Origin of the sequence: Devosia sp. LjRoot3, assembly GCF_964252865.1 — a bacterium.
GTDB lineage: Bacteria > Pseudomonadota > Alphaproteobacteria > Rhizobiales > Devosiaceae > Devosia.
Genome location: NZ_CAXUPK020000001.1, coordinates 776882 through 789839 on the forward strand (window position 1 = coordinate 776882; position 12958 = coordinate 789839).

Genomic DNA, 12958 nt, shown 5'->3' on the forward strand with positions numbered 1-12958 from the left:
CCGTTGTGCAGAAAGTGTAGTCAATGAACTGGGATGACGTGCGCATCTTTCTCTCCGTCGTCCGCCACGGCCAGATTCTGGCCGCCTCAAAAGCCCTCGGCCTCAATCACGCGACCGTCGCCCGGCGCCTCACGGCTCTTGAGACCGACCTCGGCAGCATCCTCCTCCGTCGCCATACGCAGGGCGCCGAGTTGACCCCCTATGGCGAGAAATTCCTGGTCCATGCCGAGGCCATGGAGAGCGCCGGCCTCGCCGCGCGCGGCCTCACTGGCGCGGATAGCGCCGCCGAAGGCACGGTGCGCATCGGCGCCCCCGATGGTTTTGGCGTCGCCTTCCTCGCCCCGCGTCTCCATGAACTGTCCGAGCGCCATCCCAGTCTGCGCGTGGAACTCGTTCCCGTACCCCGCGCCTTCTCGCTCTCCCGCCGCGAGGCCGATATCGCCGTGACCATGGAACGCCCGAGGGAAGGGCGCCTGATTGCCCGAAAACTCACCGACTACGCCCTCGGCCTTTACGCGAGCGCGGCCTATCTGGAAAAGCACGGTCGCCCCCAAAGCCTCGACGACCTGAAACAGCACCGCCTTGTCGGCTACGTCGAAGACCTGCTCTTTTCCGCCTCGCTCGATTACACCGCCGAATTCCACAAGGAATGGCGCACCACCATCGCTGTCTCCTCGGCCATGGGCCAGACCGAAGCCGTCCGTTCCGGCGCAGGCATCGGCATCTTGCACACCTTCATGGCCCGCCGCGCGCCCGACCTCGTGGCCGTGCTCCCGCAACACACGCTCACGCGATCCTATTGGACAGTCTGGCACGAAGACCTGCGCGGTTCCCGCCGTGTCGCCATCGTCTCGGAGTTCCTGGCCGAACTCGTCGCTCGCGATCGAGCGATTTTCACGCCCTGAATCAGCGCGCGGCCGGCGGCCAAAAGTGCCCAAGCTCGCCGTTGCCCACCACTCCTCTCGCCGCGTTCGCACGCCCTCGTATGAAATAAATTTCATATAAAGAAAAATAGTGCAAAGTGCTTGACGGCGGCCGAAAGCCTCCGCTATCGATAGGGCGTTGGAACAAATATCAACGCATGGGAAAAATTGCTGACGGGAGGTCGGCGATGATCCTGAGGAGGAGATCGAATGCGTATGAACAAGAGCGCGCTGAGCGCAGCTTTGCTGGTCGGCGTGAGCCTTGGCGGGGCAGGGACGGGCTATGCCCAGGCTGGTTTCCAGTGTGAGCCGGGTGAAACCTACGTCATGAACGTGATGGTTTCGGCCCACCCCTATTGGGTGCCGGTCTACCAGGGCTTCAAGCAGGCCGCCGAGGCTATGGGTTGCGAAACGGTGTTTTCCGGCACGCCCGATTATGACATCGCCAAGCAGATCGCTTCCTTCGAGCAGGACCTGATCAAGAAGCCGGCGGGCATTCTGCTGCATCCCATGCAGTCGGATCCGTTCATCGAGCCGATCAACCGCGCCATTGACGGCGGCGTCGAAGTTGCGACCTTCGCGGCTGACTCGCCCAATTCAAACCGCACTGCCTATGTCACCTCGGACAATGTCGCCGAAGCCAAGTTCGCCGCCGACGAAATCGTCAAGCAGGTGGGCGATGCCGGCCAATATGCCGTGCTCGAAAACCCCGGCCAGAGCAATCACGACCTGCGCGTGACCGCCCTCATCTCCTATATGGAAGAGAACTATCCGAACATGGAACTGGTCGGCCGCCAGGCCACCAACCAGGATAGCAACGCGGCCTACCGCGCGACCGCGTCCATTCTCCAGGCCAACCCCGAGCTCGACGCCATGTGGATCCCCGAAGCGGGCTCCGCAGAAGGCGCCGTCGCCGCGGTTCTCGAAGCCAAGGCCGACGTGCTCATCATGCATGCCGACGTCACCCCGACCACGCTCGAACACATCAAGGCCGGCAACATCCACATGGCTCTCAATCCCAACCAGGGCATTCAGGGTTTCATGGGTTTCGTTGCCACCTTCATGGCGGCCCATTCCGACATGTTCGACCCGTTCAACGACTACAAGGTCTCCGGCTACAACCCCATGCAGATCCCCTTCGTGGACAACGGCTTCGCCGTGATCACCAAGGAAAACGCCGACTCCTTCGACCTCGGCGTCTACATGGAAGGCCGCGATCCCAACTGATCGTTTCCCGACGAACTGCTTGCGCCGGACCATCTCGGTTCGGCGCGGGCACCAGGTGCAACGCGAGTGACGACCATGTCCGATGTCATTCTCCAGGTGAGCCATCTCAGCAAGGCCTTTGGTGCAATCCAGGCCCTGCGCGATGTGCAGTTCGAGCTGCGGCGCGGAGAAATCCATGCGCTGGCTGGGGAGAACGGCGCCGGCAAGTCGACACTGATGAACATCATCGATGGCATTCTGCAGCCCGACAGTGGCGAGATCAGCCTCGATGGCCGCCCGGTGCGCATATCCTCGCCCGCGGCCGCCCAGCGCCTCGGCATCGGCCTCGTGCATCAGGAAATCGCGCTCTGTCCTGACATCACCGTCGCCGAAAACATCTTCATGGCCGCGACCAATGCGAGCCGATCGCTCCTCGTCGACTATGCGGGCCTCCATCGCCGCGCCGCTGAAATCCTGTCCGGCCTCGGCGACATTGACCCTTCCACGCTCGTGCGCAGCCTGTCGATTTCCCAGCAGCAGCTGGTGGAAATCGCCAAGGCGCTGACACTCGATTGCCGCGTGCTGATCCTCGACGAGCCAACGGCCGCCCTCACCGAAAAGGAAGCCACCGTCCTTTTCGCCATCATGCATCGCCTGGCAGAGCAGGGCATCGCCATCATCTATATCTCCCACCGCATGGCCGAAATCTTTGGTCATTGCGACCGGGTCTCGGTGTTCCGCGATGGGCAATATGTCGTCACCCACAATGTGGCCGAAACCACGCCCACCGACATCGTCAATGCCATGGTCGGCCGCGTGGTGGATAACCGCTATCCCGCAAAATTTCAGGGCGACGGCGCTGCCGCGCCCGCCATTCTCGAAGTCGAAAATCTGTCGAGCCCAGGTCTCTTTTCTGAAGTCAGCTTCACCCTTCGTCGCGGTGAAATTCTCGGTCTCGGCGGCCTGATCGGTGCCGGCCGCAGCGAAATCGTCAAGGGCATCTGCCGCATCGACGAAACCGCCACCGGCACAGTGCGCCTGCAAGGCGAGACGCTCACCGCAAAACGCTACCAGCAGAGCATCAGGGAAGGGCTGGTCTATCTCTCTGAAGACCGCAAGGGCGACGGCCTTTTCCTCGATATGTCCATTGCCGCCAATGTCTCGGCTCTGCGCCTTGGCCTTGTCAGCAAGGGCGGTATCATCGATCAGCGCCGCGAAAACCTTCAGGCCTCCGATCTCGGCCGCCGCCTCAATCTCAAATGCGGCCATGTCGGCCAGCCGGTTTCCGCCCTGTCCGGCGGCAATCAGCAGAAGGTGGCTATCGCCAAGATGCTCTCGGTCAATCCGAAAGTGATCTTCCTCGATGAGCCAACCCGCGGCGTCGATGTCGGCGCCAAGCTCGAAATTCACCGCATACTGCGCGACCTCGCCAATGCCGGGGTCGGTATCGTGGTCATCTCGTCCGAACTGCCCGAATTGATCGGCGTGTGCGATCGCGTCCTCGTGGTGCGCGAGGGCCGCATCAACGGCGTGGTCTCGGGCGACGCCATGACCGAACAGAACATCATGTATCTGGCCTCAATAGACGCCGAACGGGCGCGGGCCGGGGGAGCAAGACCATGACCACTCAGATTGTTGAGGCCCAGGCCGGCAAATCACCCGGCAATACATCCGGCTCCGGCTGGAAGCGCCTAGCCGGCATGCGCGAAATCGGGCTGATCCTGATCATCCTGGCGCTCTTCGCTGCGATGTCGTTCGCCTCGCCCTATTTCCTCACCTGGGAAAACATGCGGGCCATGGCCATGGCCTTCGCCGTGGAAGGCATCGTGGTGGTCGGCATGACCATCCTGCTCATCTCCGGCGGCATTGACCTTTCGGTCGGTTCGGTCACTGCGTTGGCCATGGTCATCGCAGGCCTGCTGTTCCTCAACGGTGTCGATCCCTGGACGGCCTCGCTGATCGCCATTCTCGCCTGCACCGCCATCGGCGCGCTCATGGGCTTCTTCGTCACCAAGGTCGGTTTGCACCATTTCATCGTGTCGCTCGCCGCCATGGTGATTGCCCGCGGCGCCTGTCTCCTCGGCACTGGTGGACGTCCGCTCGGCCTCTTCACGTTGCCGCCGGAGTTCAAATTCATCGGGCAGGGTTCGATCGGCGTTATTCCAGTCGTCATCGTGATTTTCGTGGTGGTGGTCGTCGCCTTCGACTTCATGCTGCGCCGCACCACCATGTTCCGGAAGGTTTTTTACACCGGCAGCAACGAGAAGGCGGCCGCCTATTCCGGCATCCGCACCAAGAAGGTGATCTTCCTCACAACGACGCTCTGCTCGGCCCTCTGCGGCTTTGCCGGGGTCATCTATATGGCGCGCTTCGGTTCGGCCCAGCCCACCTTCGGCGTTGGCATGGAGCTCAACGTCATCGCCGCGGCGGTGATCGGCGGGGCGAGCCTTTCGGGCGGTTCGGGCACCATTTTCGGCGCCATCCTCGGAACGATCCTCCTTTCGGTGGTTTCGAGCTCGCTCGCCTTGCTCGACGTATCCGTCTACTGGCAGGACATTATCCGAGGATCGATCCTGCTCGCTGCCGTGACCATCGACCACTATCTCAGCAAGCGGCGCAGGTGATCCATGTTCAGGCGACTGGGTGACGAGATGACCGAAAACAGCGACTTCGAAGCAACGCGCCAGATCTACACCGTGCTCGTGATGCACTTCCTCGAAGGCCACAAGCAGTCCGACATTGCCGAAGCGCTGAACCTGTCGACCTCCAAGGTCAACCGGCTGATCGCCCAGGGGCGCAAGCAGGGCATGGTGCGGATCGAGATCGAGTCGCCGTTCCAGCGGCTCGTCGAAATCGAACGCCTGCTGGTCCAGGCCGCCGGCCTCGCCAATGCCGTGGTCACGCCCACGGTCTCGGGCAATCTCGATACGACCCTGAAACAGGTCGGCCGTGCCGCCGCCAATCAATTGCTGGAATCGCTGCGCGACGGCGACGTCATCGCCATCACCGGCGGCAAGGCGGTGAGTGCCGTGGTCGACAATCTCGATCCCGAACGCACCTTTGATGTCACCGTCGTGCCGCTCACCGGCGGCGTGCAGGGCAAATACTATACCGACGTCAATCACCTCGCCTCGCGCCTGGCCGAACGGCTGGGTGGCAGCACCCACCTGGTTCATGCACCGCTCTTTGCCGAAAGCATCGAGCAGCGCGACATGCTGATGGAACTGGGCTCGGTCAAGGAAGCCTTCCAGCTCGCCCGCAAGGCCGCCATTGCCCTCGTCGGCATCGGCTCCATCCAGACGCCGGGGTCGAGCTACTACGACCTTCATCCCGACTCCACGGCCGACCGCGAACGCCTGACCAAGAGCGGTGTCGTCGCCGAATTCCTGGCCCATCTGATCGGCGAAAACGGCGAAGTCGCCGACTACGCCCTCAATTCGCGCCTCGTGGCCCTGTCGCCCGCCGATCTCGCCGGCTGCCCAAAGGTCATCGGCGTCGCGGCCGGCGCCGAAAAAGTGCTGCCGATCCGCGCGGCCCTCCGCGGTCACTATCTCAATTCGCTCGTGCTCGACGAAGAAACCGCGGCCGGCGTACTCGACAAGATGGAAAGTAAGCAGAATGTCGCCTGATGCGAACAAGCGAGAGATCGGCGCCTCCGGCATAAAAGCTTCGGCCATCGGCCTTGGCACCTGGGCCATTGGCGGCTGGATGTGGGGCGGCACGGAAGAATCCGAATCCATCGCTGCTATCCAGGCGTCCATTGATGCCGGCATAACCCTGATCGACACCGCCCCCGCCTATGGCCAGGGCCTTGCCGAAGAACTGGTCGGCCGCGCCATCAAGGGCCGCCGCGATAAGGTCGTGCTCGCCACCAAGTGCGGCCTCGTCTGGCACACCACCAAGGGCCATCATTTCTTCGATTATGACGGCAAGCCCGTGCACCGCTATCTCGGCCGCGACGCCATTTTCTACGAGGTGGAACAGAGCCTCCGTCGCCTCGGCACCGATCACATCGATCACTACATCACCCATTGGCAGGACCCGACGACCCCAATCGCCGAAACCATGGACGCCCTTGTCGAGCTCAAGCGGCAGGGCAAAATCGGCTCCATCGGCGCCAGCAATGTCTCGGAAGCCGATCTCAAGGCCTATATCGCTACCGGTTTGCTCGATGCGATCCAGGAGGAATATTCCATGGCCCGCCGCGGTCTCGAGAGTACGCTGCTGCCGCTCTGTCGACAGAACAGCGTCTCGGTCCTCAGCTATTCCTCGCTCTCCCGTGGCCTACTCACCGGCAAGGTCGGGCCCGATCGCGAGTTTTCGGGCGACGACCAGCGCCGCACCGATCCGCACTTTTCCCTCGGCAATCGCGAAAAGGTCGGACGGCTGATGGCCGACATCGCCCCTATCGCCGCCGCTCATGCCGCGACGCCGTCGCAAGTCGTCATCGCCTGGACCATCAGGCAGCCGGGCATCACCTTCGCCTTGTGCGGTGCGCGCAATGTCAGCCAGGCGCGCGAAAATGCCGGGGCCGCCGAAATTGACCTGAGCCCGGACGAAATCACCATCATCAGCGAGGCCGTCACAAGGCAACTCGTCCAGCTCGCCGCCTGATCGAACCCGAAGAACCGAATTTTTCAACGCTGTCGCGAGACAGCGAGGGGTACTCTATTGTCTCAGCAACGACGCGACAGTTTCGAACAGATCGGTACCGATGGCTCCTTCGACGTCATCGTCGTGGGTGGTGGCATCAACGGTATCGGCGTTTATCGCGAGCTGGCCCTGCAAGGCCTGCGCGTGCTCCTTGTCGAGCGCAACGACTTTGCCTCCGGCTGCAGCGCCGCCCCCTCGCGCATGATCCATGGCGGCCTCCGCTATCTCGAAAACGGCGAATTTTCCCTCGTCCGCGAATCGCTCCGCGAGCGCGATGCGCTCCTCGCCAACGCTCCCCACATGGTGCGTCCGCTGCCGACAACCGTGCCGATCACCTCGCTCTTTTCCGGCCTCCTCAATGGCGCGGCGAGTTTCCTGGGTTTTTCCGGCCGACCCGCTCCGCGTGGTGCCGTGCCGATCAAGATCGGCCTCTGGCTTTATGATTGGACCACCCGCAATCGCCGCGTCCTGCCGCCGCACAGTTTCCGCACCGCTGCCGAAACATTCAAGACCTGGCCCAAGCTCACGCCTCGCCTCACCTATTCTGCCACCTATTACGACGCCTGGATCAGTTACCCCGAACGCCTGGCCCTCGAACTCGTGCTCGATACCAAGCGCCTCGCGCCAAACAGCCTGGCGCTCAACTATGCCGAACTGGTGCCCGAAAACGGCGGCCATGTGCTTCTCGACAAGCTGACCAATCGCCGCTTCCCCGTTTCCGCCCGTGCCATGGTCAACGCGACAGGCGCCTGGCTCGACGAGTCACTCGTTGCTCTCGGCGCCGCTGAAAAAGACCACGAACACTTCGTCTCGGGCACCAAGGGCTCTCATATCGTGCTCGACAACCCGGCGCTTTACGAAGCGTTGGGTGGGCACATGATCTTCTTCGAGAACGACGATGGCCGTGTCTGCATCGTCTTTCCCTATCTTGGCCGCGTGCTTGCGGGCGCCACCGACATCCGCGTCGAAAGTGCCGAGCGCGTCGCCTGCTCGGACGAAGAGCGCGACTACATCATCGGCGCCCTGCGCGGCGTTTTCCCGGCGCTGACGATCACATCCGAACAAGTCGTCTTCAGCTTCAGCGGCATCCGCCCGCTGCCACGCAGTGATCAGCAATTCACCGGCCGCATCTCGCGCGGTCATTTCGTCCACCGTATCGATGGTGACGTACCGCAATTCTGCATGGTCGGCGGCAAGTGGACCACGTTCCGTGCCTTCGCCGAACAGACCGCCGACGCGGCTCTGGAAGCCCTCGGTCAGGAGCGCTTAGCGGACACGCTGGCCCTTCCCATCGGCGGCGGCGCAGATTTCCCCAAGAACCCGGCCGATCTCATCCTGCGCCTGGCATCGCGTCACGGTATCACGACGGATCGCGCAACTCGCCTCGTCGACCTCTACGGCTCCCGCGCTGAAGAGGTCCTGGTTTTCTGCCGCACCCGAACCGACGACGAACCGCTCGACCCCGGCACGACGTTGACCTCAGCCGAGATCGTTTTCCTCACCCGGTACGAACACGTCGCCGACCTCGCCGATCTCGTGCTTCGCCGTCTGCCTCTCGCCATCACCGGAGCAATCTCGGCCAGCCGCATCGCCGCCATCGCCGCTATTGCCGCCGCCGAACTCGGCTGGAGCGCCACCGAAACCGCCGCGCAGATCGCCCGGCTCGCCAACGAACTTCACACCTATCACGGCGTCACCGCAGAAATGCTGGCGCTGAGGACCGACGAAAGGAACCAGCCATGCGCGTGAGCAGCAAGGCCCGAATGAACCGACTCTTCGCCAATGGCGGCTGCCTCGACGTCGCCATTGACCACGGCGTCTGCAACGAACCAAGCTTCCTCTCCGGCCTCGAAGACATGGCTGGCGTCGTCGATGCGCTGGTCGATGCGAAGCCCGATGCCATTCAGATGGCCTATGGCCAGGCCGACCTGCTGCAAGCGCGTCCGGGCAAGGACAAGCCCGCGCTCGTAATGCGCATCGACATGGGCAATCCCTACAATGCTCAGCGCCACAAGGTCATGTGGTCCATGCTGCAGAACCACGACGAGCCCATCATCGGCGCGCTGGAAATGGATGCCGCCTGCGTGGTGGTCAATCTTTTCATGCTGCCCGACGAGCCCGAGCTTTTCCGCCAATGCGTCGCCAATATCAGTCGCGTGCGGGCCGATTGCCTCAAATACGGCATGCCCCTGATGATCGAACCCCTGGTCATGCTCCCCAATGACATAAGGGGCGGCTATCAGGTCGATGGCGATGCCGAAAAGATTGTCACCCTGGTGCGCCTCGCCGCCGAAATGGGCGCCGATATCATCAAGGCCGACCCCACCGACAATCCCGACGATTTCCACCGGGTCGTCGAAGCCGCCCGCGTGCCGGTTCTGGTGCGCGGCGGGGGCAAGGAAGACCTCAAGGCCGTGCTCGCCAAATCAGCCCGCTTGATGGGGCAGGGCGCCAAGGGCATGGTCTATGGGCGCAATATCTATCAACATGCCAATCCGCGCGCGGTCGTATCCGCCCTGATGGCGATCATTCATCAGGGCGCCAGCGGCGAGCAAGCCTGGGACGTGTACAATGGCTAATCCGCAACGCTACCTCCTCGGCCTCGACGCCGGAAATACTGTTATCAAGGCCGTGCTCTTCGACCTCGCCGGCCGCCAGATCGCCGCCCACGGCCTCGATGGCGCCACCCATAAGCCCGCCGCCGGCACGGTCGAGCGCTCCGTTGGCGAACTCTGGGCCAATGCCCAGATCGCCATCGCCCGCTGCATCGAAACCGCCGGGATCGACCCCACCGAGATCGCCGCCATCGGCACGGCCGGCCACGGCAATGGTCTCTACCTCCTCGACCGCGCCAACCAGCCGCTTCTGGGCATCCAGTCGCTCGATAGTCGCGCCGCTGCGCTCGCCGCAGCCACCGACGAGGCCGTCGGCGCCGCACTCCACGCCATCTGCTTGCAGCGCCCCTGGCCCTCGCAGACCCCGATGCTTCTCGCCTGGCTCAAGCAGAACCGCCCCGAAATCTACGCCCAGGCTGGCACCTTGCTCTATGCCAAGGACGTGCTCACGTGGCACCTCACCGGCACCCTCGCGACCGACATTTCCGACATGTCCGGCGCCGGTCTCCTGCGTCTGCCCGAGGCCGAATATGACGACGAGCTCCTTCGTCTCTATGGCCTCGAAGACGCCCGCCACCTTCTCCCCGCGCTACACCAGCCAAGCGCCATCGTCGGCACGGTAACTGCTGATGCCGCCGCTGCGACCGGCCTTGCCGCCGGAACGCCTGTTGTCGCCGGTCTCTTCGACGTCGTCGCCTCCGCCATGGGTTCAGGCGCCGCTTTGCCTGGCTCCGCCTCGGTCGTTGCCGGAAGCTGGTCAATCAACCAGGTCTTCTCCGATACCCCGGTGCACGACGACCGCGTCTTCATGGTCGCCACCTATGGCCCCTCGCGCTATGCCAATATGGAAAATAGCGCCACCTCGGCCGCCAATCTCGAATGGTATGTCCGCACCCTCATCGAACGCGGTCACCATCACGACGACCCGTTTGGTGTCGTCAATGCGCTCGTCGGCGAGACGACGCCTTCGCCCGATGATCCGCTGTTCCAGCCCTTCATCTATGGCGGCCGGCTCGGCGCGCATTATCGCGGCGGCTTCTTCGGCCTTGCCGGCTGGCATGGCGAAGGCCATATGCTGCGCGCGCTCTTCGAGGGGGTCATGTTCGAACACCGCCGCCATATCGGTGTCCTCGCCGATGCCGGGGTCGGCCTCTCGCAAGCCGTGCTCTCGGGCGGCGGCGCCCGCTCGCCCCATTGGCCGCAAATGTTCGCCGATGGCCTCGGCGTTCCCGTCACCGTGGCGGAAGCCCGCGAAACCGGCGCGCTCGGCGCCGCCATGATGGCCGCCATCGGCGTCGGCATCTATCCCGACGAAATCGCCGCCGCTGCCGAAATGACCCGGCCGGTAAAAACCTATCAGCCGCAGTCCCAAATGCGCCGCCACTACAACAGGCGCTACGAGGCCTGGACCGCGCTTAATGCGGCCAGCCAGACCGCGTGGCGAGCCCTTGCGGCCGCGGAGCCCCCGCATGCAGATTGACGGCCAATATGACTACATCATCGTCGGCGCGGGTACGGCGGGCTGCGTGCTCGCCAACCGCCTGACGGAAGACCCGCGCAACCGCGTCCTCCTTCTGGAAGCCGGCGGCAGCGACAACTACCACTGGGTCAATATCCCCGTGGGCTACCTCTATTGCATCGGCAATCCGCGCACCGACTGGATGATGAAAACCGCCTCCGAGCCCGGCCTCAATGGCCGCTCGCTGGTCTATCCGCGCGGCAAGGTTCTGGGCGGCTGCACCTCGGTCAATGGCATGATCTACATGCGCGGCCAGGCGGCGGACTATGACCGCTGGCGCCAGGCCGGCAATGTCGGCTGGGGCTGGGACGATGTCTTGCCCTATTTCCGCAAGTCCGAAGACCACCATGGCGGTGAGAGCGACCTCCACGGCTCCGGCGGCGAATGGAAGGTGTCGCGCCAGCGCCTGCGCTGGGACATTCTCGAAGCCGTGCAAAAGGGCGCCGAAGAATTCGGCATCCTGCCACGCGCCGATTTCAACGACGGCAACAACGAGGGCTCGGGCCTGTTCGAGGTCAATCAGGCCGGTGGCCGCCGCTGGAACACCGCACGCGGCTTTCTGCGCCCGGCTTTGAAACGCCCCAATCTTCGCCTCATCACCAAGGCCGAAACTCAGTCGTTGATCCTCGAAGGTCGCCGCATTGTCGGCGTTCGCTTCCGCCAGGGCGGGCAGCTCCGCGAGGCTAGGGCAGGGCGTGAAGTCCTCCTCGCCGCCGGCGCCATCAATTCCCCAAAACTGCTCGAACTCTCCGGCATCGGCAGACCGGACGTCCTGCAGTCCCACGGCATTCCCGTGCAACACGCCATGAACGGCGTGGGCGAAAACCTGCAAGACCATCTGCAGATCCGCACCGTTTATCGCGTTACCGGCGCTCGTACCCTCAATACGCTCTTCCATAGCCCCCTGGGCAAAGCGCAGATCGGGCTCCAATACGCCCTGATGCGCAGCGGTCCCATGTCCATGGCACCGAGCCAGTTCGGCATGTTCACCAAGTCCGACGCGTCGCTCGAAACACCCGATCTCGAATATCACGTCCAACCGCTCTCAACGAACCGCCTGGGCGAACCTCTGCATGACTTTCCGGCCATCACGGTCTCGGTCTGCAACCTGCGCCCGCACAGCACCGGCAGCGTGCACATCACGAGCACGGAAACAAAGATCCAGCCTGACATCCGCCCGAACTACCTCTCTGCCGACCACGACCGCCAGGTCGCCGTCCGCTCGGTGCAGCAGGCCCGCCGCATCATGACGGCCAGAGCGCTCCAGCGTTATCGCCCAGAAGAAATCCTGCCCGGTCCAAAGGTCGACAGTGAAGCCGACTTGCTCCACAGCATCGGCGATATTGCCACCACCATCTTCCACCCCGTCGGAACCTGCCGCATGGGCGTCGACGCCGAAGCCGTGGTCACCCCCGACCTGCGCCTCAATGGCTGCGAGGGCCTGCGCATCATCGACGCGTCCATCATGCCCCACATCGTCTCCGGCAATACCGCCAGCCCCGTCATCATGATCGCCGAGAAAGCTGCGGACTTGTTGAGAGCCGGTCGGTAGGTCCCGCCGCAGAGGCCTATAGCTGATCGTTGTCCTTGCCCTTGGTCTCTCCGACCATGCGGGCCAATTCTGCAAAAGATGCCGTGCCGGCCCCGTCGCCCATATTATTGGCCAGCCGCAACAGCCGAATGGGGAAAGCGATAGCGTCGCGATTGGCCGGCGAGAGATCTTCAACCACGCGGTCATCGCCGAGAACACCCTGTTCTGACCGGGCGAGGGATTTGTCGATCTCCTCGACGCTGGCGATCCCCTTGGCGACCAGCAGCTGGTTCAATCCGGCAATGGCCATGAGCAGGCCCTCGATTTGAAGGTTGGCAGTATTCATGACGGTCCTCCTATTTGCCGGGAAGAACGAGTGACGATCGATACCGTTGCTGTGCGAGACCGGACGACCGCACCAGCCGGGATCATCTGAGAGGCACCGGTCGCGATTGTGATGGGGCGGTGCCCGCGGAGTGCTTGCGAACAAAAGGAGAATGACTTCCCTTAG

General features: G+C 63.3%; 11 protein-coding genes. 10 read left to right on the forward strand and 1 reads right to left on the reverse strand.

Annotated features, from left to right (window positions below):
• Nucleotides 1-23 precede the first annotated feature (23 nt).
• The 10 genes from ACSQ2A_RS03785 to ACSQ2A_RS03830 all read left to right on the forward strand — a co-directional run bounded on the left by ACSQ2A_RS03785 (nucleotide 24) and on the right by ACSQ2A_RS03830 (nucleotide 12468).
• Nucleotides 24-905, forward strand: coding sequence for a LysR family transcriptional regulator (locus ACSQ2A_RS03785; protein WP_436071131.1), 882 nt, complete (start codon nucleotides 24-26; stop codon nucleotides 903-905).
• Nucleotides 906-1133: 228 nt separating this feature from the next.
• Entirely contained in the window at nucleotides 1134-2150 is a 1017-nt protein-coding gene (locus ACSQ2A_RS03790; protein WP_295410469.1) for a substrate-binding domain-containing protein, read from the forward strand.
• A gap of 75 nt (nucleotides 2151-2225) precedes the next feature.
• Complete coding sequence (locus ACSQ2A_RS03795) at nucleotides 2226-3752, forward strand: sugar ABC transporter ATP-binding protein (protein WP_436071132.1); 1527 nt, start codon at nucleotides 2226-2228, stop codon at nucleotides 3750-3752.
• Nucleotides 3753-3829: 77 nt separating this feature from the next.
• Entirely contained in the window at nucleotides 3830-4753 is a 924-nt protein-coding gene (locus tag ACSQ2A_RS03800) for an ABC transporter permease (protein WP_035081953.1), read from the forward strand.
• A 27-nt stretch (nucleotides 4754-4780) separates the two neighbouring features.
• Nucleotides 4781-5758, forward strand: coding sequence for a sugar-binding transcriptional regulator (locus ACSQ2A_RS03805; protein WP_436071133.1), 978 nt, complete (start codon nucleotides 4781-4783; stop codon nucleotides 5756-5758).
• The gene (locus tag ACSQ2A_RS03810) at nucleotides 5748-6743 is read left to right on the forward strand and encodes an aldo/keto reductase (RefSeq protein ID WP_436071134.1); all 996 of its coding nucleotides are present in this window, start codon (nucleotides 5748-5750) and stop codon (nucleotides 6741-6743) included. The genes ACSQ2A_RS03805 and ACSQ2A_RS03810 overlap by 11 nt, the downstream gene beginning before the upstream one ends.
• A gap of 57 nt (nucleotides 6744-6800) precedes the next feature.
• Entirely contained in the window at nucleotides 6801-8531 is a 1731-nt protein-coding gene (locus tag ACSQ2A_RS03815; RefSeq protein ID WP_436071135.1) for a glycerol-3-phosphate dehydrogenase/oxidase, read from the forward strand.
• Entirely contained in the window at nucleotides 8522-9361 is an 840-nt protein-coding gene (locus ACSQ2A_RS03820) for a class I fructose-bisphosphate aldolase (RefSeq protein WP_436071136.1), read from the forward strand. The genes ACSQ2A_RS03815 and ACSQ2A_RS03820 overlap by 10 nt, the downstream gene beginning before the upstream one ends.
• Nucleotides 9354-10877: an FGGY-family carbohydrate kinase gene (locus ACSQ2A_RS03825; protein WP_436071137.1), complete on the forward strand. Its 1524-nt coding sequence runs from the start codon at nucleotides 9354-9356 to the stop codon at nucleotides 10875-10877. The genes ACSQ2A_RS03820 and ACSQ2A_RS03825 overlap by 8 nt, the downstream gene beginning before the upstream one ends.
• Nucleotides 10867-12468 (forward strand): GMC family oxidoreductase, encoded by a 1602-nt coding sequence (locus tag ACSQ2A_RS03830; protein ID WP_436071138.1) that lies wholly within the window; start codon nucleotides 10867-10869, stop codon nucleotides 12466-12468. The genes ACSQ2A_RS03825 and ACSQ2A_RS03830 overlap by 11 nt, the downstream gene beginning before the upstream one ends.
• Nucleotides 12469-12484: 16 nt before the next feature.
• On the opposite strand, the gene ACSQ2A_RS03835 is transcribed toward ACSQ2A_RS03830, so the two are convergent.
• Nucleotides 12485-12793 carry a hypothetical protein gene (locus ACSQ2A_RS03835; protein WP_436071139.1) on the reverse strand — a complete coding sequence of 103 codons (309 nt, stop codon included), beginning with the start codon at nucleotides 12791-12793 and terminating at the stop codon, nucleotides 12485-12487.
• Between the last annotated feature and the right edge of the window lie 165 nt (nucleotides 12794-12958).